Below are 24,681 nucleotides of genomic sequence, written 5' to 3' on the forward strand. Positions count from 1 at the left end.
GGGTGATTTGTATATGGAGCATGCACTGGAAATTGCAAAGTTTTGGTTTCAAGATAAAGATGTCACAGCTACTGAAATACAACCTAACGTAACGAAGATTCATTGTAATAAAAAAGCGTATATTTTAAAGGAAAAGGGATCGATAAAACAGTTTTTAGTTGAACTAAATGTATTAGAACAGCTTCATGAAAAAGGAGTTAAAGTACAAAAATTAGTAAAAACGAGAAATGATGAAAGGTACGTATTTTATAAAGAGAAGAATTATTGTTTGTACGAATATGTTACCGGAAGTGTACTAGAAATAAAAGATACAGAAAAGCTAAAAGTGCTAGGAAGCAAAATTGGAGAGGAAATAGCTAATTTACATCACGAACTAAATTCAGTGAATAGTGCTAACGAGTTAATAAAAAGAGAGTTATATAAAGTGGTATACGAATGGGCTTTACCGAATTTAGTAAAGAATAAGCATGTTCATCGGAATGTAATTCAAAAAATGGGTCAAATACATACAGCTTTCAAGGAAACGGTTCACTCATTACCGAAACAAATTATTCATCGCGATATGCACTTATCAAATGTAATATTTAAAGAAAGTGATTTTCAAGGGTTTATCGACTTTGAGCTTCTAGAAGAAAACGTTAGAGTATTCGATTTATGCTATTGCTGTACAAGTATTTTAAGTGAGATATTTAGTGATGAAACATTAAGAGGGAAATGGTTACAAATTGTAAGTGAAATTTTTAAAGGATATTATAAGCAAAACATTTTAACGAGAGAAGAGCTACAATCAATTTGGTATGTAATGCTTTCAATTCAAGTTATATTTATTACTTATTTTGTTCAGTTAAAAGATTTACTAAAGTTAAATGAAGAGATGTTTTTATGGATTTTTGCTAATAAGGAAGAAATTGAGGAATCTATAGAAAGAATCGTACTCATATGAAAAAAATTATATTAATTGGTTCTGGTGGTTCAGGAAAATCTACATTAGCAAGGCAGTTAGGTAATAAACTAAATATTAAGGTGCATCATCTTGATGCTTTATTTTGGAAACCGAATTGGGAAGGTGTTCCGAGGGAGGAACAAAGAACAGTTCAAAATGACTTAATTAAAGAAGAAAAGTGGATTATTGATGGGAATTATGGCGGGACAATGGACATAAGAATTAACGCAGCTGATACAATTATCTTTCTTGATATACATAGAACAATATGTATTTATCGTGCTTTTAAAAGAATTGTGCACTATCGGAATAAAACAAGACCGGATATGGGCACTGGATGTGAAGAAAGATTTGACTTACAATTTTTTAAATGGATATGGGAATATCCTAAGTCGAAAAGACCTGCAATTTTCAAAAGACTAAATCAATTAAGTCAGGATAAAGAAATTATTATTTTAAAATCTCCAAAAGAAGTGCAGCGATTTTTAAAAGAAGTGCAGCAAGTATAAACTTATGCACTCAAAGAGTAAATTTTGTTCCATTTTAAAATGGAGGGGATAACATTGAATGAAATCATTCGCTCGATTGATTCTTATATGGTGAAAATTCCAGCAGGAGAAGTAACATTAAGAGATGATCGAATAAAAAAAGAATGGCAAGTTCAAATTAAGCCATATCTTCTGGCAAAATATGTTGTAACGATGGAAATATATTATGCTATTACAAATAGTGTATCAAATAATGATAAAGATAGTAATAAACCAATTGTAAATATTTCATGGAATGATGCAATTGCCTTTTGTAATTTACTTTCTAATAAAGCGGGATTAACAGAGTATTATTCCATTAGTGATGACGACCAAAAGGTTAGTTGTAATGTAGAGTCCAACGGTTACCGATTACCATCTGAGGCAGAGTGGCAATACGCATGTAAAGCTGGAATAACGGGATATACGTATGGGGAACTTCAGAAAATAGCATGGTATAATGAAAATTCAAGTGGACAAATTCATGACGTCGGTAAAAAAGAGCCGAATGCATGGGGACTTTATGATATGTTAGGGAACGTTTGGGAATGGTGCTATGATTTGTATGATGAAACAGTGTACGGGTCATACCGCATTTTTCGTGGTGGTAGTTGGGCTGAAGCAGCTAGAGGTTGCGGTGCCACTTGTCGCCGTCGTAGTCATCCTACATTTCATATAGATGATCTCGGTTTTAGGCTTGCTAGGTCAATTTAGCAGGAAAATGATACATATAACACCGTAAAGAGTATGGGACGTATCCATATTCTTTACAACATAGAAATTTTAAAATTTAAGGAGTGTTTTGAATGGCACGTGTTTTATTCATTAACGCTGGATCAGAAGGACATATAAATCCAACATTACATGTTGTAGAAGAACTGATTTCTCGCGGTGAAGAGGTAGTTTATTTTTCAATAGAGGCTTTCAGGGAGCGTATTGAGAAGACAGGTGCTACTGTACGAACGATTGATGATCAAAAATTTATACAAGCATTTCTTTCCGGTGGTCGAAATTATTTACAGGAAAGAATAAACGGCCTTCTACATACAACGGATGTTGTAATACCTAGTGTTTTAGAACAAATTGAAGGCGAACATTTTGATTATATTATTCATGATTCGATGTTTGGCTGTGGTCGCTTAATTGCTCAAATTCTTAATCTTCCAGCCATAAATTCATGCACATCTTTTGCACAAGATGAAAAATCATTTAAACAAATGTTAGACCATCTTTCTAAAAGTATCCCACTGGAAGTTCAGGATAGAATACATAATGATTTTGAAAACTTGACTAATGGAATTACAGAAAAATATGGTGTTGATATAAACTCACCGTATGAAGTTTTCTGTAATCCAGCTTCACTTACTATTGTGTATACAATTAAGGAGTTCCAACCTTTTGGGGATACATTTAATGAAACATTCAAATTTGTAGGTCCATCTATCTCTACACAAGTGAAAAATGAAGGTTTTGATTACACTTCAATTGAAGAAAAAAGCCTGATTTACATTTCATTAGGTACTGTTTTTAATGAAGCGCTTGATTTTTATAAACTTTGTATGAAGGCGTTCGAGAATAGTAAGCATACAATTGTTATGTCTATTGGCAACAAAACGGAAATAAGTAATTTAGGTAATATTCCTAAAAACTTCATTGTGAAAAACTATGTACCACAAACTGAACTTCTCAAATATACGAAACTATTTATTACACACGGCGGTATGAACAGTACGCATGAAGGGATATATAACGGGGTTCCACTCGTTGTAATTCCGCAAAGTGCAGATCAGCCAGTAATCGCAAAGCAAGTGGAGAGTCTCGGGGCAGGAGTTAAATTACAAATGCAAGGATTAACTGCGAATCAACTAAGTGAAAGTGTAGAAATAGTATTAAATAATCCGCCATGTAAAGAAGCTGCTTTGAATTTGAAGGAGTCTCTCCGAAAATCAGGTGGGTATAAGCAAGCAGTTGATGAAATTTTTAAATTTACAGGCCGTTATTAAAACTATACATGTGAAAGGGTGTCTATATTAAATGATATAGACACTTTTATGTTATATGAAGCGAGGAGTTGATGAAATGAAAGATGATGGGCTTTGATGCAAAAAAAGGAAGCTTGAGAATTAACTTTTCTGCTTATAAAAAAGACGACGTATTCAGCGTCGTCTTTTTGTATTAATCTAGAATATTCAACAAAGAGACTTTTAAACGAATAAGCTACAGAAAGGTTACTATACGAATACATAATGTAGAATCATATAGTAACCTTTCTATTATGATAACACTTTCGTCATAAGAATGTGCGCAATTCCATCTTCCATAAATACATCAGAAGAAGTTTGATAGCCTAATTTTTCATAAAACCCTTCAGCTTGTGTTTGACCGTGTAGTTTAACTTTGTTTGCTTCTTTGTTACGAGCAATATCTTCTAGTGCTTTGATTATTACTTTGCCTAATCCGTATTTGCGATAGTCTTTTAAAATACAAATTCGTTCTAGTTTACCCATTCCGTCAACGAATCGTATACGACCAGTTCCTACAGGAAGCTCGTTATAATAAACTAAAATATGTTTACATTTCTCACCGATTTCATCAAATTTATCGAATTCATCTTCAAGTGGGACACCTTGTTCTTTTACAAAAACTTCTTTTCGAATGTGAAAGGCAGTTTCTAAATCTGTAAGTTCTGTTATGAGTTTGGATTGCAAATTGTTCAGCCCTTTCTAGTGTGATATGAATGTGTTTTCATAGTATATCATACTGTAATGCTATAAAAGCAAAAAGAAAAAACTGACTTGCGAAAATCAGTTTTTAAAATGGTTAATATTCTTTTATACCGTTTTCTGTTCCGATGATCGCTTTGCTCGTCATATTGATAAATAATCCTGTTTCAACTACACCGGTAATCATTTTTAACTTTGTATGTGTTTCATTTGGATTCAGTATTTTGTTTGGAAAAATACTATCAATAATTAAATTGCCGTTATCAGTTATAAATGGTCTGCCATCTTTCATACGTAAACGTGTTTCGCATCCTAAATCTTGCATTCGTTTTTCAGTTTTCTTCCAAGAGAAGGGGATGATTTCAATAGGAAGTGGAAAGACACCTAAGTGTGAAACGAGTTTGGATTCATCTGCAATAATAATAAGTTCTTTAGAGGAAGAGGCAACAATTTTTTCACGAAGTAATGCACCACCGCCGCCTTTTATTAACTGTAAATTTGAATTAATTTCATCTGCTCCATCAATTGTGAGATCAAGTATATCAATTTCATTTAAAGAGATTAGCGGAATAGATAATTGTTTTGCTAATACTTCAGTTTCTTTTGATGTCGGTACAGCTTGAATAGATAACCCTTCTTGTACACGGTGACCTAACTTTTGTATCGTCCAATATACGGTTGAACCCGTACCAAGTCCAATCGTCATACCATCTCTTACAAAGCCAGCAGCATATTCGCCTGCAAGCTGTTTTAAATTCATCATTTTACTCCGCCGGGCGCGGTCCAGCATCTAAACCGGAATTTTCAACTGTAAGTATAGGGCGAACAGTAATATCTTTATGTACACGCATTTGGCACGATAATCGTAAGTGGTCTTCAATTCCTTTTTCCGTAATAGCTTGTTTTTCATCATTTGTCGCCTCACAAAAATCACCTGCAATGACTTCAACTCGGCAAGTTGTACATCTGGCTTTGCCACCGCAACGATGAAGAATGTGTACACCGTTATCTTCAAGTGCTAATACTAATTTCGTTCCTTCTTTAATGTCAAAAGTTCTGGTACCTTCCACTGTTAATTTTGGCAAATTGATTCCTCCTCATGTAAAATTCTATATAACATATTTATGACCCGTATCCATGAACATAAACATAAAATTTATTAAAAGTACCGTAACTTTTTTATTTGTTCAATCGTTTAATAAGTAAGCGCTGAAAAGGAGTGGTTATTTTGTGCACAAAAGTAACTCAGGTTTTAAAGAATCATATCGATATGAATCATTCAAATATAAATTTATTAATTGAACATTATGCAGAGGTAAAAAGATACTGTACGTTTTTGACGAAGAATAAATGGGATGGGGAAGACCTTGCCCAAGAAGCAATTTGCAAAGTTCTTCAAAAGTATAGTGAGAAGAAAATTTGTATAACGCTTCTGTATAAAATTGCTCGAAATCAATGGTTAGATCAAATGAAATCAAAATCCGTTCAAGAAAAGTTAGAACAGCAAATTACATTTGAAGAACCACATGAAAAAATTGCAGATTTGCATGAAATGGTAGGGGAATTATTGTCTTCGTTAAATGTGCAACAGTCTGTAATTTTATTATTAAAGGATGTTTTTCAATATAGTATCGCGGATATTGCTAAAGTATGTTCGGTATCAGAAGGTGCAGTGAAAGCATCGTTATTTAGGAGTAGAAATAGGCTGAAAACTGTAAGTGAAGAAGGCATTGAAATAGTGGAGTACACGGATGATGTTGAAATCGTTGTAACTTCTATTCGTGAAGAAAGACCTGAATTGTTGACGAAACTTCTCCCAACAATAGACTTCACTAAGTTACCATCAATACAACCGGTGTTATTATTCAGTATGAAAAAACCTTCTTCTTACAGTTGTATGCTTAGTGCGGCATAAAATAGATGGAGGGATTTAATATGAATGCAATTCCTTACGTAGTAGAACAAACGAAATTAGGAGAACGCTCCTATGATATATATTCAAGATTATTAAAAGACCGAATTATTATGATTGGTTCAGAAATTAACGATCAAGTTGCAAGCAGTGTAGTAGCACAATTATTATTTTTAGAAGCGGAAGATGCAGAAAAAGATATATTCTTGTATATCAATAGTCCGGGCGGTTCAACGACAGCGGGATTTGCAATATTAGATACGATGAACCTTATTAAACCAGATGTGCAAACACTTTGTATGGGCTTTGCGGCATCATTTGGTGCGCTTTTACTATTAGCTGGCGCAAAGGGAAAAAGATTTGCGCTCCCTAACAGTGAAATCATGATTCATCAACCGCTCGGCGGTGTAAAAGGGCAAGCAACAGAGATTGAAATTACAGCAAAAAGAATATTGAAGTTAAAACATGATATTAACAAAATCATATCTGATCGAACAGGGCAACCAGTAGAAAAGGTAGCTCATGATACAGAAAGAGAATATTTTATGACGGCAGTAGAAGCGAAGGAATATGGAATTGTTGATGCAGTTATTGAGAAAAAATAAAATGAAACAGGCTAGAGAATATGATAAATTCCCTAGCTTGTTTTTGTCATTCTTTTACCCATTCATCAACTAAAGCTTGATTTTTTTTAATCCATTTTCGCGCGGCTTCTTCCGGATCTTTCGTTTTATTTAACATGACCATTAACGTACCAAGCTGTTCATCATTCATTTTCCATTTATCAAAGTATTTCACAATATCCGGATGATCTTTTTCGAAACCTTTACGAACGGAGTAATAAATGTCATCTTTTTCACCATATACTTTCTTAGGGTCTTTTAAATATTTCAAGTCAAATTCTGAAAAACCCCAATGCGGATTCCAAAGCGTAACAGCGATTGGTTTCTTTTTCGTATATGCCTTCTTTAGTTCGCTCATCATCGCAGCTTCTGAAGATTGGACAAGTTTTAATTTTATATCATATGCCTTCATTGCTTTATCCGTTAAATTCATAAGGCTACTACCTGGTTCAATCCCAACAATTTTATTATCTAGCTCATCTTTATGTGCGTTTAAATCTTCTATGCTGTTTATGTTTTTCATATAAGAAGGGACGACCAAACCAAGACCAGTGCCTTCATACCATTTTGATTTTAAGACAATGTCATCTTTATAACGAGCATTTAGCGGTTTATCAGTAACAGGCAGCCATACTTCTAAATTAGCATCAACATCGCCACGGGCGACGCCAGTCCAAATCGCAGCTTTTTCTAAATACATGAGCTCAACCTTGTAACCTTTGTCTTCTAATAAAACTTTCCACATGTTTGCAGTTGCAATATTTTCTTTCCAACTTGTTACACCAAGTTTAATTTTCCCTTTCGAATTTGCATTTGTTGCATTACATGAAGTGAAAATCATAGTAATAAATAATGCAAGGCATATAAGCCATATTTTCTTTCGCATCGAAAACCTCCTAAGTAACGTTTGCCTTTTTAAATAAATGTATAAGTAAGCATTCTTATTATGAACGGAAATGAGAATTTTAAAGAAAGCTTATGAATGTCATTTTTATGTAATATTTCTTTGCAAAATCGCAACACTATGTAAATACATGGGTAGAAAAGGAGTAGTGACATGGATAATACAAAGGTGCGTGTTGAAAACGTAACAAAAGTATTTGGGAAACACCCGCAAAGAGCGCTTACCTTATTAAAAGAAGGAAAAAGCAAATCAGAAATTTTAAAAGAGACAGGAATGAACGTTGGTGTGAAAAAAGCAACGTTTGAAGTATACACCGGAGAAATTTTCGTTATTATGGGTTTATCCGGTAGCGGGAAATCAACGCTAGTTCGAATGCTAAATCAATTAATCAAACCGACAGCGGGGCATATATACATAGATGGTGAAGACATTGCAACGATGGGAAAAGAAGAATTACGAAGAGTGAGAAGAACGAAGATGAGCATGGTGTTTCAAAAGTTCGCTTTATTTCCGCACCGTACAGTGATACAAAACGTTGCGTACGGGTTAGAAATTCAAGGAGTTCCAGTAGAGGAACGAGAAAATAAGGCGTTAGAATCACTACAGTTAGTAGGACTTGATCATCATAAAGATAATTACCCTAGTCAACTTAGTGGTGGTATGCAGCAGCGTGTTGGAATCGCAAGGGCACTAACGAATAATCCAGATGTATTACTAATGGACGAGTCATTTAGTGCATTAGATCCACTAATTCGAAAAGAAATGCAAGATGAACTGTTAGAGTTACAAGATAAAATGGAAAAAACAATTATATTTATTACGCATGATTTAGATGAAGCACTTCGAATTGGCGATCGTATCGCATTAATGAAAGATGGAGAAATCGTTCAAATTGGAACGCCGGAAGAAATTATGATGAGCCCTGCCAATGAATTTGTAGAGAAGTTCGTTGCGGACGTGAATTTAGGAAAAGTAATTACGGCGGAATCTATATTAAAACGACCGGAGACTTTATTAATTGACCGTGGACCGCGTGTAGCCCTTCAAATTATGAGGAATGCGGGTGTTTCTACAGTATATGTTGTAAACAAAAAGTATGAGTTCTTAGGTATATTAACAGCAGACGATGCGAGCAAGGCGGTACAAAAGCAGTGGCCAATTGCTGACTTATTACTTAATGATATTCCGCACGTTTATTTAGATACTTTACTTGAGGAAACGTATGCAAAAATGGCGGAGATGAAATATCCGTTACCAGTAATCGATGAGAAGAAAAGGTTAAGAGGAATTATTAAACGTGAAAGTGTCATTCAAGCTCTTGCAGGAAACATTGAGGAAGAGGTGAAGGACGATGAATAATATTCCGCGCATTCCATTAGGCGAATGGGTTGATTCATTTGTTGCAAGTTTATATGAGCACTTTGAAGGGCTGTTTCGAGGGTTCTCATATATTATCGGCGGATTCGTTGATTTACTCACTAATTTTTTAACAATAATACCAGCCATATTGATGATTATTATCCTATGTTTCCTCATTTGGTACACAACGAGGAAATTATCTTTAGTCATTTTTACGCTCATCGGATTATTATTTATTTTAAATATTAACTACTGGGCACAAACGATGCAAACATTAGCACTCGTACTTACGTCTGTTATTATTTCAATTATTGTCGGAATTCCAATTGGCATTTTAGCATCTCAAAATGAACGTTTCTCAAAATTTCTAAAACCGACATTAGATTTTATGCAAACAATGCCAGCCTTCGTTTATTTAATACCAGCCATTACGTTTTTTGGTGTAGGCGTTGTTCCTGGTATTATTGCTTCCGTTATTTTTGCAATGCCACCGACAATTCGCTTTACAGACTTAGGAATTAGACAAGTTCCAGAAGATTTAATTGAAGCAGCGAATGCATTTGGATCCACAGCATCACAAAAACTATTTAAAGTACAATTACCACTTGCAACTGGAACGATCATGGCTGGAGTGAACCAAAGTATTATGCTTTCGCTATCAATGGTTGTAACAGCTTCACTTGTAGGAGCGCCAGGACTTGGCGTCGATGTATATCGCTCTGTTACACAAGTAAATATCGGAATGGGATTTGAAGCTGGACTAGCTATCGTCGTGATTGCGATTATATTAGACCGCATTACACAAGGGTTTCATACAAAAAGAAAATAATGCAAAAAAACACACTTTATACAACAAAGTGTGTTTTTTTGCATTCGAATTACATACGAACAATAACAGAACCTCCAGCTGGTGCACAAACTTGGTTTTGCTGTTGTTCCATTGATTTAATTAAATGATTATTTTCCTCGATTAAGGAGATTAATTTAGCCAATTGGCTTTCAAGGCTTGCGATGCGCTGCATCATGTATTGCGAATCATAATGCAGTGTATTCCTTGCAGTATGAGGTGAGTAAACATATTGTTGATTTAAGTTTGGATTCCAATGAGGATGCATTTGAATCGTTCCTCCTTCAATGAATTACGAATCTTTCTTATAGTAAATGCCTATGTATATTTAATGGTTACTCGAAAATTTTTTCATAATAAGAGGAGTATGTACAGAAAATGGAAAAATATATTTTAAAGTATATTTTGGGGGAATATTCAAGTGAACAATGAATATATTAGAATATCATTACGTTTGTGTAAATGGATATTGAACAGGGAGAAATGATGGGAGGAGATGCAATTTTGTCTAAAAATAAAAAAAGAAATGATGCTATGACAATTGGTGTCGCTATAGGTGTTGTAATCGGTGTAATTCCTGGTGTATTTACTGATCATATAGCAATCGGAATAGCGATTGGGATTGCAGTTGGAATTGGGATTACAGTTTTGAAGAAATAATGTGTTGCAAACTTTTAATATGAAATTTGTTTAAATCGTAGAATATAAATTTATAGAAAAGATGACGATTCAAGAGATTGAATTTTCGGAATATAAACCCTATTTTTCCTTTTTATATGATATTATAAATGGAAAGGATGGTGATGGATATGTCAATAAACAATCAAGTAGAACAAAACTGCTTTATTTGCGAAAAACATAAAGGAAACATTACAGTTCCAGGTGGTGCTATATATGAAGACGATCTCGTATACGTTGGACATGTCCATTGGGATACAGAAGAAACATATCTTGGTTACGTAATGATTGATATAAAAAGACATGTACCTGGTCTCGCTGAATTAGCTGAAAATGAGGCAAAAGCATTCGGACTTATAACAAGTAGAATAAGTAAAGCGTTAAAAGAAAGCGAAGGTGCAGAACATATTTACACTTTCGTTTCAGGGAATGGTGTACCCCATATGCATATGCACATCATACCGCGTTATCCGAATACACCGAAAGAGTTTTGGTCACCAACTGAAGTAGCGGGATGGACAGGTGCACCGCATGGAGGTTCAGAGCAAATACAAAAACTATGTGAAAGAATACGAAAGTATATGGTAAATGAGTATGCATATAACAAATAATACACAATATTCATGGGTTGGAAGTAGAGAGATGTGTTTAGATGAAGTTTCGGTAAAGCAATATGGTGATATCGTACTTGGTAAATACGGCGGAAATATAAGTGCCAGAGCAAAAAAGAATGAAGACGGTGCATTAGTTTGGTCGAATGGTGATTGGGAATTCGCCGTTATATTAGACGGACATAATAGTGCAGAAAGTGTTGATTTAGTAGTAAATACAATCCAAAAAGAATATGAAAATATAAAAGCGATTATGAAAGAATCAATTAAAACAGTATTTCGATCTGTTGAAAATCATATACTTACAATTTTTCAATCACAATCATTTAAAGAAAAGTGCAAAAGAGTAAAAGGTGAAACAGCTTGCTTAATATGTATAAGAAAAGAAAATTATATATGGTGGCTATCTATTGGCGATTGTTTAGTTTATGTATTTCATGAAGAATTACATAAATTAGGACAATATACATTAAACCAACGTCAATTTTATGAATGGATTGGTAATGTAAATACATTTGATTTACCTATTCCGTGCTATTCAACAGGAATTCGTGAATTACGTACTGGAAAAAATCGAATTGTAATGGTTACAGATGGAGTATTAGAATGCGGCGAACGTCGTTATGAAACGCCATTAAATCTATATAATGACATGAATAGAAATAATATAGAACTTGACGAAAGTGTTCAGCATGTATTAGAGCACGTTCATCATCAATTCGGACGAGATAGTGCTACAATTATTAGTTGGGACGTTGAAAACAAAATGCATGCTACGTACCCAAGTGATCAGCCGGTGAAAAGGTAAAGGAGGAGACATCGCTGCTTTTAGTTAAAGGGGTTTTATTAGTATTATGGATCGTATTCTTAGTTTTTTTGGAAAAAGTAGTGAGAAAAAAATTAAATATACCGAAACAAACTGACTGGAATAGTAAATATGTAAACAACGCTCATAAATGGGGTACTAGGGCTCTTATCATTTCTTATATAATTGTAACGATGATATGTGCCACTTTAAATCCCGTTTATATTAGTAATTTACCCCTATTATTTTTAATAACTTTATACTGCTTTCAATCATATATGGAGTGGAAATATGATAAAGAATCGAGGGAATATGTCATTTCTTTAGGAACAGTTCCATTATTAATAATAACAGGAATTATGATTAATCTTTTCTTTTATAGTTATTGGATTTAATCCTATGTGGAATGAATGGGGAGACAAAATGAAAATACCTAAATTACGTGCTGAAGTAATGATTTTAAATGAAGATCATTCTAAAGTACTTGTACAATGTGATTTAAGTAAAACATTTTATCGTTTTCCAGGCGGTTCTATTGAATTTGGTGAAATAGCAAAAGAAGCAATAATGCGAGAATTAATGGAAGAATACGATTTGAAGATCGATGTTCAAGAGTTAGCTGTTGTAAATGAGCATATTTTTGAGTGGAACAACGAAAAAGGACATCATTGTACATTAATACATTGGGGAACGGTTGAAGAGATAATTACAAATGAAATAAGGCATAAAGAACATGAAGATATTATATTAATTTGGAAAAGTCTAGACGAATTAAAGGAGAAGCCAATATACCCTATAGGAATCTTAAATTATTTAGAAGAGAATAACTGTAATATCATCCACTTTATTTTAAATAATTCAATGAGTTAATAGGAGGAATGGAAATGAGAACCTATACGTTTTGGATTATAATCTTTGTTTTTTGTATAGTGGGCTACTTTTTAGAACAATTTTTAAGAAGAAAGTTGAATATGCCAAAGAAAGGCTTATGGGGATATAATAAACATGTAAATAGCTTACATAAAAAATTAGAAATAGGACTAATTTTTGTTTATTTAATAACTATATAAGTTGAATTAAAAGGTTACAGCTACTGTTTGTCGAAATATAATAAGTAACATATATTGACAAATGGAGCGGAGCAAAATGACACATGTACACCAAAACGAAAAAGAAAGCCTACTTGTAGCAATGAAAACGACTAAAACGAAACGAATGTATGAACGTTATCAAACGATCTATTTCTATGTACAAGGCTTTTCTATAAAAGAAATAATGAACATGATTGGTCGTTCTGAAAAAACAATCTATAATTATGTGAATGCTTACAAAGAAAAAGGATTGCATGGCTTACTCATGGGACAATCAACAGGAGCACCACGTAAATTAGCCCCTGAACAAGAACAGGAGTTAGTTCAAGTGATTGCATCTCATCTACCCGTTGATGTTGGATTTCCAGCTAAACATAATTGGACTTTATCCATTATCGCTTCTTTCATTAAAAGAGAATGGAACGTAAGTTACACACTTCGCGGGGTGTCTCGACTTTTACATGATTTAGGGCTTAGTTACACAAAACCGACGTATACATTAGCGAAAGCAGACCCGGTGAAACAACAAGAGTTTAGGGAAGTTACCTTCCCCGCCTATAAAAAAAAAACTTTTAAACGAGGAGATTGACCATCTTCTGTTTCAAGATGAGTCCATGATCCGCGATTACCAAGCACTGCAGCATACATGGTTTTTAAAAGGAAAACAACGCAGTATTCCTACTTATGGGAAACACCAAGGTGTTAAACTTATTGGTACACTTAATTATGAAACAGGTGAGTTAGTTTGTGTAGAAGAGGAGCGGTATGATGCCGAAGCATTTCTTCGTTTTCTTCAGCATGTACTTGAACTGTATCCCAACGGGAAAATAGCTCTTATTCTAGATAATGCGCGTATTCATCATGCGAAGCTCATCCAACCACTTTTAAGGAAACACTGTCATCGCTTAGAATTAGTGTTTTTACCTCCCTACAGTCCCGATTTAAATTTAATTGAAGGGGTATGGAAATGGCTCAAATCAGACATCATTCATAATGTTTTTTATTCATCGATTTATGAAATTCAAAAAAATGTACAGGCTTTTATTCAGGAATTAAATCGCACACCTGAAAAAGTGATCGATCGATTATGCATTCGATTGTAATCTTTTAATTCAACTTATATAGTTTTATTTATATATTCAAATTCGAAAGCGCTAATATTGCGTATGTCATTTTTACTTATTTAGGGGTTTCCTGGATTTTAAGAGCATGGATGGAATGGAAGTATGATAAAAAATCGAAAGAGTATATTATTTCGTTATTCGGATTAACTTCGTTTATCCTTATGATTTCGATGATGTTTTACTTTGTTCCACCTGCTGCATGACAAAATAATTATTGAAAGCACACTAATAATTTGGTGGAATTTTAAATTGTTTAGTAGAAAGTAATCATAATAAAATCAACTTTATTTCTAAAAATAAATTAGGTAATAGGAGGGAGCGAAATGGGAACCTCTGCTATTTTATTATTATTATTGTACTAGGTATAGGTGGTTACTTTTTAGAACAGTTTCTAAGAAAAAAATTGAATATGAAGAAGAGGGGGTTCTTCGGTTATAAGTATGTGAATAGTTTGCATATGAAATTGGAAATAGTATTATTTATTATTTATTTCATAACTTGTTTTACTTATGTAAATAGCGAAAATGTAGGATATGTTATGTTCATTTTTTTCGGAACTTTATGGACGTTACGGGCATGGATGGAGTGGAAATATAATAGGGAATCGAAAGAATGCATTCTTTCGATAATCGGCTTAGTTGCATTTATTATTATGATTGCATTGTTACTTTACTTCCAGCCGTTTTTAACGTAAAAGAAGAAAACAAGGGGATGGAGTGAAAAGCAACCATGTATCTGTTAGGTGATAAATGGTTGCTTTTTGTTTTGGAAATGAAAATATTTTCAGACGCTAGTTTTATCTAATATACATTTAATAAAACTAGCTTTGTCCTCCGCATACTTATGTTTATTGTTAGGGTTTGCTTGTGAAAGTCGAATCTTTAACTGCTCATACTGCATGCGAGCAGTTGTATTATTTCTTAAGTAATCTCGGAAACTTAATTGTTCTATTAAATATGTATTCTCTTGTTCATACATATGAATTTGATGAGTTCTTGGCTCGCCTTTGTTAAAATAGTATCTTTCAGGTAGTACATCTTTTCTGTATTTATAATTTAGTAGTTCTAACCCTTTAATACAGTTTAAACCGACCGTATAATCTCTTAATTCAATCGCAATATCAATAATAGGCTTTGCGCTTAAATGCGGGATGGAAGTACTTCCAATATGGTGTATCGCTAAAATGTATTTTCCAATTTGTTCCTCAATTAATTGTTTTTCTTTTGAAAACTCAAATTCCCACTCTTCGGACCACGGAACTAAAAACACTTTACCATAGGGTAAACCTAGCATTTAATTAGCACCCCTTACATATTTTTTCAATAAAGCCACTTACATCTTCTTAAAACTCCTCAAAACAAGAAACTCCCACAATCTCCAAGGAAGAACTTTCTTCGCAAAAATCATAAATTTTACGCCTTTTCCAATCGGATATCGTAATGTAGTACGTTTTGCGTCAGCAATTTCAACGATTTTATTAGCAACATCTATCGGATTACCAAATGTATCACTGCCGCTATTAATATGTTTTTGTATTTTATCCATATATTCTTTGTAAGGAGAAGTAGTTTCAGATTGATTTGTAGCTAGTTGTTTACCAACTTCCCATATATTGGTGTTATAAGAGCCTGGTTCCACTAATACAACATCTATTCCGAAAGGTTTTACTTCTAAACGAAGGGATTCACTCCATCCTTCTAATGCATATTTTGAAGAAACGTAAGGGGATAGACCAGGGAATCCAACTTGGCCACTAATACTGCTTATATTAATGATTTTTCCGCTTTTCTGTTCTCTCATATATGGTAAGACAAGCTGAGTGATTGATATAGCTCCAAAAAGGTTCGTTTCAAATTGTTTACGGTATTCCTCTACTGCAATTTCTTCTACAAAGCCCCCATTTGCATATCCTGCATTATTAATGAGAAGGTCTACTCTGTTTATTTCTTTTAAAAATAATTGGAAGCTATGTATAGAACTTTGGTCTGTTACATCTAATTGTTGAACTTTTATATTTTGTTGTAAGTTGAGTTTAGCAGCTTGAGATAGTAAGTTTACTTGCTTTTCAAGGTTTCGCATTGTAGCGATAACTAAATAATCTTTTTTTGCAAGTTCAAGTGTAGTTAATAGCCCAAATCCACTTGAGGATCCTGTAATAATTGCGATTTTTTTATTCATTTTCTGCCAGCTTTCTTTTTCTTTTATCATAACGAGTTATGATAAGAAAATCTATTATTCTAACATTCATTTTGAGAGAAGTACCCATTAATGTTATACGAGATTTTTTAATGATTTTTAAAAGAGGGAATTATTCGGACTCAGCGTATATAAAGAAGTGAGTATGAATACGTTAATGAAATGAGGGAAGAAAAATGGCCCATGTGAAAGATGTATTAGCAGATCAATTATTGGCGAATGCAAATGATCCTAGTTGGTATATTCCATTTTCAGATGCAGTGAAAGATTTATCTGAGAGAGAAGCTTTCTGGAAACCGAATGAAGAGAGTAATAGTATAGCTGAAATTGTACAACATTTACTGTATTGGAACTCAACGTGGCAAACTAGGTACAAAGAATCGAATGTTAATGCCGTGCCTGCTATTGGTGATAATAACAAAAGTTTTATGCTTTCAGATAATCAATCTTTCGATGAGTTAAGAGAAAAACTACTAGAGAAACTGTTACAATGGCAAAAGCTCATCAATGAAGAGAGGGTAGAAAGTGATGTAATTGGATTTCTAGTAAGTGCGAAGTGGTGGGAAGTGCTAGCAAACGTAACAACTCATAATGCTTATCATATTGGTCAAATTATTTATATCCGGAAGTTACAGAAGAGTTTTGATAATGAATAAGATAATAATTCTCAAATTAGGTGAACAAAAGTGGACAAAACGAGACAAACGTCTCATTTTGTCCACTTTTTTATTATGAAAGAAAAGAGAAAACCTATTAAATCAAGGATTAGAATTTGGCACAGTACTTGCAATATAAAAGATGAACAAGAAAATAGGAGGGCTGGACATGTTAAAAACAACTGAAAGTAAAGGGAATGAAATTTCGAAAGAACAAGCTCGTTGGATGTATGAAAAAATGTTAGAGATTCGTAAGTTTGAAGATAAGGTACATGAATTGTTCGCTCAAGGCGTGCTGCCAGGTTTCGTTCATTTATACGCAGGTGAAGAAGCGGTAGCAGTTGGTGTATGTGCCCACTTAACAGATAGTGACAGTATTACAAGTACGCATAGAGGACATGGACATTGTATCGCAAAAGGCTGTGATTTAAACGGTATGATGGCTGAACTTTTTGGGAAAGCGACAGGATTATGTAAAGGAAAAGGCGGCTCAATGCATATTGCCGATTTAAATAAAGGAATGCTTGGTGCGAATGGAATTGTAGGCGGCGGTTTCCCACTTGCTTGCGGTTCAGCATTAACAGCTAAATATAAAGGAACGAAAGATGTAAGTGTTTGTTTCTTCGGTGACGGAGCAAATAATGAAGGGACATTTCATGAAGGAGTTAATTTAGCGGCGATTTGGAAGTTACCAGTTATTTTTATCGCAGAAAATAATGGTTACGGTGAAGCAACGACATTTGAATATGCTTCAAGTTGTGATTCCATTGCAGATCGAGCGAAAGCTTACAATATTCCAGGTGTTCAGGTGGATGGGAAAGATCTACTTGCAGTATATAAAGCCGCGGAAGAAGCGATAGAACGTGCGCGTAATGGCGGTGGACCAACAATTATTGAATGTATGACATATCGTAACTACGGTCATTTTGAAGGGGAAGCACAAACATATAAAACTTCAGAAGAAAAAGAAGAGCATTTAAATGAAAAAGATGCGATTGTGCATTTCCGTAAGCATTTAATTCATGAAGGCTTATTAACAGAAAATGAACTTGTTGATATGGAAAAGGCAGTAGATGAAGCAGTCCAAAAATCAATTGAATTTAGTGAAAATAGTCCATATCCAGAGGATGCAGAATTATTAAAAGATGTATACGTTTCTTACAAATAAGAGGAGGGTGAAAAATAATGACTAGAACAGTAAGTATGTCAACTGCAATTAATGAAGCGATGAAAATTTCAATGCGTCGTGATGAAAACGTAATTTTAATCGGAGAAGATGTTGCAGGTGGTGCACAAGTTGATCACTTGCAAGATGATGAAGCGTGGGGCGGTGTACTCGGTGTTACGAAAGGACTTGTACAAGAATTTGGCCGAAATCGTATTTTAGATACACCAATTTCAGAAGCAGGTTATATGGGAGCGGCGATGGCAGCGGCGGCAACAGGTTTACGTCCGATTGCTGAATTAATGTTTAATGATTTTATCGGTAGTTGTCTTGATCAAGTATTAAATCAAGGTGCAAAGTTCCGCTATATGTTCGGTGGTAAAGCGAAAGTGCCAGTTACAGTACGTACGATGCATGGTGCTGGTTTTAGCGCAGCAGCACAACATTCGCAAAGTTTATATGCGTTATTTACGAGCATTCCAGGTATAAAAGTTGTCGTTCCTTCTACTCCGTATGACGCAAAAGGCTTATTATTAGCGGCAATTGAAGATGATGACCCAGTAATCTTCTTTGAAGATAAAACACTCTACAATATGAAAGGTGAAGTGCCAGAAGGGTACTATACAATTCCTTTAGGGAAAGCAGATATTAAACGCGAGGGTTCTGATGTAACAATCATCGCAATTGGAAAACAAGTTCATACAGCACTTGCAGCTGCTGAGCAATTATCGAAAAAGGGACTTGAAGTAGAAGTAATCGATCCACGTTCTTTATCACCGTTGGATGAGGATACGATTTTAGCATCTGTTGAAAAAACAAATCGGCTAATTGTTATTGACGAAGCAAATCCAAGATGTAGTATCGCAACAGATATTGCAGCAATTGTAGCCGATAAAGGATTCGATTTGTTAGATGCACCTATTAAACGAATTACAGCACCACATACACCAGTTCCGTTCTCGCCACCACTTGAAAAGTTATATTTACCAACGCCGGAGAAAGTAATTGAAACTGTTTCAGAAATGATTGGAGACCAATCTTTATTACATGTGTAATGAAACGATGAGAAGGGAGAGAGAAACATGGCTGTAGAAGTTGTAATGCCGAAGTTAGGTATGGCGATGAAAGAAGGTATTATTACGAGCTGGAATATTAAAGCGGGCGATCATGTAGCAAAAGGTGAACTAATTGCTAGTATTAACTCAGAAAAAATCGAAACTGAAATAGAAGCACCAGCTGATGGAACTGTTCTTGATATAGCTGTAAGTGAAGATGAGGGAGTTCCACCTGGTACTATAATTTGCTACATCGGTAAACCGAATGAAAAAGTAGAGGTTCATGAAAATATTCATGTTGTAGAAGAAAAAACACCTAATCCAGAACCTAAAAATGTACAACATCCAGAACCATATGCGAAAGAAATGGTGAAGCAAAGGGTCAAAATATCTCCAGTAGCGAAGAAAATTGCAAAAACCGAAAATCTTAATATTAGGGAATTAATTGGTACAGGTCCTGGCGGAAGAATTACAAAGGTAGATGTATTAAAAGCACTTGAAGAAAGAGTGACAATTCCAGAAGTACTAGAACAAGAAGAAAGCAAAGTAATTCCTGTTACTGGTATGCGGAAAGCAATCGCAAACCGTATGCATGCAAGCTTACAAAATAGTGCGCAATTAACATTAACGATGAAAGTAGATGTTACAGATTTAGTGGCTTTACATAAAGAAATAGCGGAAGTTGTACAAGAAAGATACGATAACAAACTAACTATTACGGATCTCGTTTCTCGCGCTGTTGTATTAGCGCTTGGGGAGCATAAAGAAATGAACAGCGCTTATATAGATGATGCAATCCATCAATTTGGACATGTTCATTTAGGTATGGCGGTCGCAATAGAAAAAGGATTAGTCGTTCCGGCTATTCGCTTTGCTAATAATCTATCTTTAGTAGAGTTATCTAAACAAATTAAAAACGTTGCACAAAAAGCAAGAAAAGGTAGTTTAAGTAGTGATGATATGCAAGGAACAACCTTTACAATTAGTAATTTAGGTAGCTTTGGAATTGAATATTTCACACCAGTATTAAATACGCCTGAAACTGGTATTTTAGGTGTGGGGGCAATTGAACATGTTCCAGTATATAAAGGGGAAAAATTAAGAAAAGGAAGTATGTTACCTTTAAGTTTAACATTCGATCATCGTGTATTAGATGGTGCACCAGCAGCTGCATTTTTACGCACAATTAAACGTTATTTAGAAGAACCTGTAACAATTCTTTTATAAAGAGAAGGTGAGAGAATGAGTAATTTAGTTGTTATTGGTGGCGGCCCTGCTGGCTATGTAGCGGCAATTACCGCGGCTCAAAATGGAAAAGATGTCACTCTTATTGATGAAGCTGATCTTGGCGGGACTTGTTTAAATGTTGGTTGCATGCCTACAAAATCTTTGTTAGAAAGTGCGGAAGTGCATGATATTGTGAGAAAAGCGAATAATTATGGAGTTACGCTTAACAAAGGAAGTATATCAATTGATTGGAAGCAAATACAAGCGAGGAAATCACAAATCGTATCGCAGCTCGTCCAAGGAATTCAATATTTAATGAAGAAAAATAAAATAAAAGTTATACAAGGTAAAGCAAAATTTGAAACGGATGACCGTGTGCGAGTTACACACGGTGATAAGGAAGATGTAGTAGATGGAGAACAGTTCATTATAGCGGCAGGTTCAGAACCAACTGAATTACCTTTTGCTCCATTTGATGGGAAGTGGATTTTAAATAGTAGCCATGCGATGTCCCTAGAAAATATACCGAAATCATTATTAATCGTTGGCGGTGGTGTAATAGGTTGCGAGTTTGCAAGTATTTATAGTCGGCTTGGAACAAAAGTTACGATTGTTGAAATGGCACCGCAATTATTACCTGGTGAAGATGAAGATATTGCAAATATATTAAGAGAGAAACTAGAAAATGATGGAGTAGAAATATTTACAGGAGCAGCTTTAAAAGGATTAAATAATTATAAGAAGCAGGCTTCATTTGAATATGAAGGAAGTATCCAAGAAGCCAATCCAGAATTTGTTCTCGTTTCTGTAGGCCGAAAACCACGTGTACAAGAATTAGATTTAGAAAAAGCAGGCATTCAATTTTCAAATAAAGGAATTTCTGTGAATGAACATATGCAAACAAATGTATCTCATATTTACGCAGCAGGTGATGTGATTGGTGGAATTCAGCTTGCTCACGTTGCCTTCCATGAAGGAACGACAGCAGCATTACACGCGAGCGGAGAAGATGTGAAAGTAAACTACCATGCTGTACCTCGCTGTATTTATACAGCTCCAGAAATTGCTAGCGTCGGTTTAAGTGAAAAAGGAGCAAGAGAGCAATTTGGTGATATTCTTATCGGAGAATTTCCTTTTACAGCAAACGGAAAAGCGCTTATTATTGGAGAACAGACGGGTAAAGTAAAAGTCATTGTGGAACCGAAGTACCAAGAAATTGTTGGGATTTCTATTATCGGTCCTCGTGCAACCGAACTAATCGGACAAGGAACTGTAATGATTCATACGGAAGTTACCGCTGATATTATGAGAGATTATATTGCAGCGCATCCAACTTTATCTGAAGCAATTCACGAAGCGTTATTGCAAGCGGTAGGACATGCTGTGCATGCTTAAATGGGATTATAATAAACCACTATTCTCTAAATGGATGAGAGAATAGTGGTTTGAATTTTTATAGAAGAAATTAAATACCCTATTACTTTTTAACGTCAATAGCTGAAGTTTTATCGTTCCATTCAGGAGCTAAATTAGCAGTTTTACCATACCAATCAGCGTGTTTAAATACAACACCTTTTCCATATCCTTGTGTAGAAGTATGCTCCCAAAGTGTTGTTGAATAACTTGCAGAAGGTGATGCTGTGCTTACAGAAGAAATTCTGTCATTCCAGCTAGAAGGTAAGTTTTTAAAGCCGCTACTCCTAGTCCACCAGTTAATGCAAAACCCGCTACTAATGTCCCTGCTATTAATTTCTTCAACATATAACCATCCCTTTTTGTTTGGATTTTTGTACAGGTGAATCTAAAATGCATTTTAATTATTGATTATTGTAAATGTTATGAAGTTTTAGAAATGAGAGGCGTAATATTTACAGTTTTGCATTTTTTCTTTAGAAAAAATAGTTATTGGAATGATATAATAAATATATATCTTTTTTATTGGATATTTAAATGTTATAGGAGGAAAGCCATTGAAGTATTTCAATAAAGATTGGTATAAAGAAATGCAAGTATCTGGATTTTTAATTTTCTCAGAAACATTAGAAGAATGGGAAGAGGTGTTGCGAGAGAGTGAAAAGGTAGGAATGGATTATAAGCAAAATTTGAGAGAAGATGTGGAAGAAAAGAAAGAAGATTTATTAAAGTTTCTACCTAAGTCACTACATCCATACATTCATGACAATACAATTAATTCAGAATACCCATCGGAAAAATTAAAGAAACTTATGCTTGAGTGGACAATAGATTATGAGAAAAGAATGAATGATTTAGAACAAGCTTATATAGAAAATTTTAATTCTATAAAAGAAAAACTCACACAGAATGTCGTTCAACTACATGAATACTCACTACATGACAGTGTAGTCAAATCAGTAGAGAAAAAATCAAAAGATACGCTAATTATTATTTTAGATTGCAGTGGTAGTTTTAGTGATTTTGAAAAGCTTCGACTTATTTTTAAAGGAGTTACGGAATGTTCTATGCCGAAAAAATTTGAAGGTGCTTGGTGGATGTGTCATGAAATAGCACTTACTGAAAATGGATTTGAATTGGGTGTGTTATTTGATTGCCCATTTGAAGAAGTAACGATTTGTGCAAAAGATGTATTGCTTGAGAAAAAATAACTTAGTTATTTGTATATTAATTTATAATAAAGAGAGTTTCTTTTGCTGAAATTTACAAGTTTGATAACAAAAAAACAGTCATTTAAGACTGTTTTTTATTTTGATACTAGATTATCAAGCTTCCAATATGTATTTGTTAATGGAGCAACTTTACTATCTATGTACAAATACATATTATTTAAATCTTTTGGTGAAGTTTTCATATTAAATACAATGTCAGTAGTTAAAGAGAACTCAGATGGAACCTTTTCAGCGTTCTCATTTTATATAAATTCACCTTCGTATTTTCCACCAGTTTTTTCATCTTTTATGAAATATTTTATTTCTGTAAGATCTATTGTTTGTCCGTCAGCACGAGCGTTATTAATTGTAACACGAGCAGTAAGACGCCACTCTTTGTCTATTTTTTCAAATTTTGCATTTTCAACTGTTGCTCTATAGTATTCGTTTTTAAATATTTCCCCATAGTGCATTGCATTTTTTTCAAAAGCGCTCTTTTCATGTTTTGGTGCAGTATTTTCACTACATCCTGCCATTATTCCTGTAAATAATAATGCTGTACAAGTTACTTTAATTATAGATTTCATAGTAATCCCTTTCTGTATTAAAAAGTAAAACATAGGAATAATTTTACAACGACAAGGAGGTAAATAGAAGTATTTTAATAGAATATGCAAATGTACATTTATTTGGTGTTGAATGTAATGGGATAGAAAGAAGGAGAAAACCTGTATAAAGCGGAAAAAATAAGAATTGAAAATATTGTAAAACTGAAAAAGCATGCATATAATGAAAATAAAGATAAAATTTCTGAATCTTCAATAACGGTGGTGGGAAGATGTTTACTGAAGAGCGTAGAGAGAAAATTTTAGAGTTACTTAAGAAAGATGGAAGGGTAATTGCTAAAGATCTTGCGGAAAGTTTCGATATGTCTATTGATTCTATAAGAAGAGATTTGTCTATTATGGAGAAGGATGGCTTGTTAAAAAGAACACATGGAGGTGCAATCGAACTTGCTAGAGTAAGGAATTTAGCTGCCGAACCATCGAAACGTTATTGTAATAGTTCACTAGATGAAGGAGCGATTGCGAAAGTTGCTGCATCATTCATACAAGAAGGAGATTCCGTTTTTATTGGCGGGGCATCTATTCATTATGCGATGTTAAAGTATTTACCTGAAACATCATTTACAGTGATTACGAATGCTTTAGAAATTGCTAGTAAGTTACGGGAGTATAAGAATGTAGATACGTACTTAATTGGTGGAAAAGTGAAACCATCAGGAAATATGACAGATACACTTGCCTCAGAATTGATAAGTCGATTCTCAATTGATCTGTATTTTTCTACAGGTGGCGGCATTTCATCGAATGGTATAAGCACTGCAACGCCGGAAGTTGCTTATTTTGGAAAAACAGTAAGTAAAATTGCTAGAAGAAACATTTGTTTAGCTCCTCATAATAAACTCGGAATAAACTGCTTTATAAAAGGAGAGTCACTGAGAGAAATTGACCTTATAATAACAGATGAAGAGGCTAGTAAAGAAACGATTCAACAATTTGAGAAACAAGGTAAAGAAATTTTGATAGCACCAATAGACTGCGTTTAAAA

The 24,681-nt window shown here is 34.2% G+C and carries 28 protein-coding genes and 5 pseudogenes; 24 read left to right on the top strand and 9 right to left on the bottom strand.

The genetic code is table 11. From position 1 onward, the window contains the following. Positions 1 to 13: 13 nt before the first annotated feature. The 4 genes from ACP6L7_RS08430 to ACP6L7_RS08445 all read left to right on the top strand — a co-directional run bounded on the left by ACP6L7_RS08430 (position 14) and on the right by ACP6L7_RS08445 (position 3,473). Positions 14 to 943, top strand: coding sequence for a phosphotransferase enzyme family protein (locus tag ACP6L7_RS08430; RefSeq protein ID WP_097829501.1), 930 nt, complete (start codon positions 14 to 16; stop codon positions 941 to 943). After that, positions 940 to 1,452: a DNA topology modulation protein gene (locus tag ACP6L7_RS08435; protein WP_097829390.1), complete on the top strand. Its 513-nt coding sequence runs from the start codon at positions 940 to 942 to the stop codon at positions 1,450 to 1,452. The genes ACP6L7_RS08430 and ACP6L7_RS08435 overlap by 4 nt, the downstream gene beginning before the upstream one ends. Positions 1,453 to 1,506: 54 nt before the next feature. After that, positions 1,507 to 2,184, top strand: a complete 678-nt coding sequence (locus tag ACP6L7_RS08440) for a formylglycine-generating enzyme family protein (RefSeq protein WP_141533389.1) — start codon at positions 1,507 to 1,509, stop codon at positions 2,182 to 2,184. Between the two features lie 92 nt (positions 2,185 to 2,276). Further along, complete coding sequence (locus tag ACP6L7_RS08445) at positions 2,277 to 3,473, top strand: macrolide family glycosyltransferase (RefSeq protein WP_097829389.1); 1,197 nt, start codon at positions 2,277 to 2,279, stop codon at positions 3,471 to 3,473. Positions 3,474 to 3,743: 270 nt separating this feature from the next. Here the strand turns inward: ACP6L7_RS08445 and ACP6L7_RS08450 are convergent, their stop codons facing one another. The 3 genes from ACP6L7_RS08450 to ACP6L7_RS08460 form a co-directional block, all read right to left on the bottom strand. Next, on the bottom strand, positions 3,744 to 4,178 hold the full coding sequence (locus ACP6L7_RS08450; protein WP_097829388.1) for a GNAT family N-acetyltransferase: 435 nt from the start codon (positions 4,176 to 4,178) through the stop codon (positions 3,744 to 3,746). A gap of 112 nt (positions 4,179 to 4,290) precedes the next feature. Next, complete coding sequence (gene rpiA / locus ACP6L7_RS08455) at positions 4,291 to 4,953, bottom strand: ribose 5-phosphate isomerase A (protein ID WP_097829387.1); 663 nt, start codon at positions 4,951 to 4,953, stop codon at positions 4,291 to 4,293. 4 nt (positions 4,954 to 4,957) lie between these two features. After that, positions 4,958 to 5,278 carry a 2Fe-2S iron-sulfur cluster-binding protein gene (locus ACP6L7_RS08460; protein ID WP_097829386.1) on the bottom strand — a complete coding sequence of 107 codons (321 nt, stop codon included), beginning with the start codon at positions 5,276 to 5,278 and terminating at the stop codon, positions 4,958 to 4,960. A gap of 143 nt (positions 5,279 to 5,421) precedes the next feature. On the opposite strand from ACP6L7_RS08460, the gene ACP6L7_RS08465 reads away from it, so the two are divergent. Next, positions 5,422 to 6,108, top strand: a complete 687-nt coding sequence (locus ACP6L7_RS08465; RefSeq protein ID WP_097829385.1) for an RNA polymerase subunit sigma-70 — start codon at positions 5,422 to 5,424, stop codon at positions 6,106 to 6,108. Between the two features lie 20 nt (positions 6,109 to 6,128). Next, positions 6,129 to 6,710, top strand: a complete 582-nt coding sequence (gene clpP, locus ACP6L7_RS08470; RefSeq protein WP_430529023.1) for an ATP-dependent Clp endopeptidase proteolytic subunit ClpP — start codon at positions 6,129 to 6,131, stop codon at positions 6,708 to 6,710. A 46-nt stretch (positions 6,711 to 6,756) separates the two neighbouring features. Here the strand turns inward: clpP and ACP6L7_RS08475 are convergent, their stop codons facing one another. Beyond that, the gene (locus ACP6L7_RS08475) at positions 6,757 to 7,614 is read right to left on the bottom strand and encodes a glycine betaine ABC transporter substrate-binding protein (RefSeq protein ID WP_097829384.1); all 858 of its coding nucleotides are present in this window, start codon (positions 7,612 to 7,614) and stop codon (positions 6,757 to 6,759) included. 171 nt (positions 7,615 to 7,785) lie between these two features. On the opposite strand from ACP6L7_RS08475, the gene ACP6L7_RS08480 reads away from it, so the two are divergent. Both ACP6L7_RS08480 and ACP6L7_RS08485 read left to right on the top strand, forming a co-directional pair. Continuing rightward, positions 7,786 to 8,991 carry a quaternary amine ABC transporter ATP-binding protein gene (locus tag ACP6L7_RS08480; RefSeq protein ID WP_000370622.1) on the top strand — a complete coding sequence of 402 codons (1,206 nt, stop codon included), beginning with the start codon at positions 7,786 to 7,788 and terminating at the stop codon, positions 8,989 to 8,991. Then, a complete protein-coding gene (locus ACP6L7_RS08485) occupies positions 8,984 to 9,820 on the top strand; it encodes an ABC transporter permease (protein ID WP_097829383.1) in 837 nt (278 codons plus the stop codon). Before ACP6L7_RS08480 ends, ACP6L7_RS08485 begins: the two co-directional genes overlap by 8 nt. A 49-nt stretch (positions 9,821 to 9,869) precedes the next feature. On the opposite strand, the gene ACP6L7_RS08490 is transcribed toward ACP6L7_RS08485, so the two are convergent. Further along, positions 9,870 to 10,106, bottom strand: a complete 237-nt coding sequence (locus ACP6L7_RS08490; RefSeq protein WP_128280232.1) for a hypothetical protein — start codon at positions 10,104 to 10,106, stop codon at positions 9,870 to 9,872. A gap of 218 nt (positions 10,107 to 10,324) precedes the next feature. On the opposite strand from ACP6L7_RS08490, the gene ACP6L7_RS08495 reads away from it, so the two are divergent. The 9 genes and pseudogenes from ACP6L7_RS08495 (at position 10,325) to ACP6L7_RS08535 (ending at position 14,841) form a co-directional block, all read left to right on the top strand. After that, positions 10,325 to 10,498: a glycine zipper domain-containing protein gene (locus ACP6L7_RS08495; protein WP_097829382.1), complete on the top strand. Its 174-nt coding sequence runs from the start codon at positions 10,325 to 10,327 to the stop codon at positions 10,496 to 10,498. 137 nt (positions 10,499 to 10,635) lie between these two features. After that, complete coding sequence (locus ACP6L7_RS08500) at positions 10,636 to 11,127, top strand: HIT family protein (protein ID WP_141533400.1); 492 nt, start codon at positions 10,636 to 10,638, stop codon at positions 11,125 to 11,127. Continuing rightward, entirely contained in the window at positions 11,111 to 11,935 is an 825-nt protein-coding gene (locus ACP6L7_RS08505) for a PP2C family serine/threonine-protein phosphatase (RefSeq protein ID WP_097829380.1), read from the top strand. Before ACP6L7_RS08500 ends, ACP6L7_RS08505 begins: the two co-directional genes overlap by 17 nt. Before the next feature lie 68 nt (positions 11,936 to 12,003). Further along, a complete protein-coding gene (locus ACP6L7_RS08510; RefSeq protein WP_097829379.1) occupies positions 12,004 to 12,327 on the top strand; it encodes a DUF4181 domain-containing protein in 324 nt (107 codons plus the stop codon). A gap of 28 nt (positions 12,328 to 12,355) precedes the next feature. Further along, a complete protein-coding gene (locus ACP6L7_RS08515; protein ID WP_097829378.1) occupies positions 12,356 to 12,802 on the top strand; it encodes an NUDIX domain-containing protein in 447 nt (148 codons plus the stop codon). 14 nt (positions 12,803 to 12,816) lie between these two features. Further along, a pseudogene (locus tag ACP6L7_RS08520) lies at positions 12,817 to 12,993 on the top strand (DUF4181 domain-containing protein); the annotation flags it as partial. An 85-nt stretch (positions 12,994 to 13,078) separates the two neighbouring features. Further along, positions 13,079 to 14,126 (top strand): annotated as a pseudogene (locus tag ACP6L7_RS08525) (IS630 family transposase). Between the two features lie 20 nt (positions 14,127 to 14,146). Beyond that, positions 14,147 to 14,350 (top strand): annotated as a pseudogene (locus ACP6L7_RS08530) (DUF4181 domain-containing protein); the annotation flags it as partial. 140 nt (positions 14,351 to 14,490) lie between these two features. Beyond that, on the top strand, positions 14,491 to 14,841 hold the full coding sequence (locus ACP6L7_RS08535) for a DUF4181 domain-containing protein (RefSeq protein ID WP_141533390.1): 351 nt from the start codon (positions 14,491 to 14,493) through the stop codon (positions 14,839 to 14,841). An 89-nt stretch (positions 14,842 to 14,930) separates the two neighbouring features. On the opposite strand, the gene ACP6L7_RS08540 is transcribed toward ACP6L7_RS08535, so the two are convergent. Beyond that, positions 14,931 to 15,440, bottom strand: coding sequence for a GrpB family protein (locus ACP6L7_RS08540; protein ID WP_097829375.1), 510 nt, complete (start codon positions 15,438 to 15,440; stop codon positions 14,931 to 14,933). Positions 15,441 to 15,479: 39 nt separating this feature from the next. Beyond that, positions 15,480 to 16,325, bottom strand: coding sequence for an oxidoreductase (locus ACP6L7_RS08545; protein ID WP_218011733.1), 846 nt, complete (start codon positions 16,323 to 16,325; stop codon positions 15,480 to 15,482). A gap of 194 nt (positions 16,326 to 16,519) precedes the next feature. Between ACP6L7_RS08545 and ACP6L7_RS08550 the strand changes: the two genes are divergently transcribed. The 5 genes from ACP6L7_RS08550 to lpdA all read left to right on the top strand — a co-directional run bounded on the left by ACP6L7_RS08550 (position 16,520) and on the right by lpdA (position 21,841). Beyond that, positions 16,520 to 16,999, top strand: coding sequence for a DinB family protein (locus ACP6L7_RS08550; protein ID WP_097829373.1), 480 nt, complete (start codon positions 16,520 to 16,522; stop codon positions 16,997 to 16,999). Positions 17,000 to 17,168: 169 nt separating this feature from the next. Next, positions 17,169 to 18,167, top strand: coding sequence for an acetoin:2,6-dichlorophenolindophenol oxidoreductase subunit alpha (acoA, locus tag ACP6L7_RS08555; RefSeq protein ID WP_097829372.1), 999 nt, complete (start codon positions 17,169 to 17,171; stop codon positions 18,165 to 18,167). A gap of 17 nt (positions 18,168 to 18,184) precedes the next feature. Continuing rightward, positions 18,185 to 19,219, top strand: coding sequence for an acetoin:2,6-dichlorophenolindophenol oxidoreductase subunit beta (gene acoB, locus ACP6L7_RS08560; protein WP_097829371.1), 1,035 nt, complete (start codon positions 18,185 to 18,187; stop codon positions 19,217 to 19,219). A gap of 27 nt (positions 19,220 to 19,246) precedes the next feature. Beyond that, positions 19,247 to 20,446, top strand: coding sequence for a dihydrolipoamide acetyltransferase family protein (locus tag ACP6L7_RS08565; RefSeq protein ID WP_097829370.1), 1,200 nt, complete (start codon positions 19,247 to 19,249; stop codon positions 20,444 to 20,446). A 15-nt stretch (positions 20,447 to 20,461) separates the two neighbouring features. Further along, positions 20,462 to 21,841 (top strand): dihydrolipoyl dehydrogenase, encoded by a 1,380-nt coding sequence (lpdA, locus tag ACP6L7_RS08570; RefSeq protein ID WP_097829369.1) that lies wholly within the window; start codon positions 20,462 to 20,464, stop codon positions 21,839 to 21,841. An 82-nt stretch (positions 21,842 to 21,923) separates the two neighbouring features. Here the strand turns inward: lpdA and ACP6L7_RS08575 are convergent. Next, positions 21,924 to 22,145: pseudogene (locus ACP6L7_RS08575) on the bottom strand (hypothetical protein); the annotation flags it as partial. A gap of 271 nt (positions 22,146 to 22,416) precedes the next feature. On the opposite strand from ACP6L7_RS08575, the gene ACP6L7_RS08580 reads away from it, so the two are divergent. After that, complete coding sequence (locus ACP6L7_RS08580; protein ID WP_097829368.1) at positions 22,417 to 23,070, top strand: DUF4085 family protein; 654 nt, start codon at positions 22,417 to 22,419, stop codon at positions 23,068 to 23,070. A gap of 95 nt (positions 23,071 to 23,165) precedes the next feature. Here ACP6L7_RS08580 and ACP6L7_RS08585 read toward each other — a convergent pair. Beyond that, positions 23,166 to 23,657 (bottom strand): annotated as a pseudogene (locus tag ACP6L7_RS08585) (hypothetical protein). A 251-nt stretch (positions 23,658 to 23,908) separates the two neighbouring features. On the opposite strand from ACP6L7_RS08585, the gene ACP6L7_RS08590 reads away from it, so the two are divergent. Further along, entirely contained in the window at positions 23,909 to 24,679 is a 771-nt protein-coding gene (locus ACP6L7_RS08590) for a DeoR/GlpR family DNA-binding transcription regulator (RefSeq protein WP_097829366.1), read from the top strand. Positions 24,680 to 24,681 lie beyond the last annotated feature (2 nt).

The organism is Bacillus silvicola (genome assembly GCF_050524305.1).
Lineage (GTDB): Bacteria > Bacillota > Bacilli > Bacillales > Bacillaceae_G > Bacillus_A > Bacillus_A cereus_AT.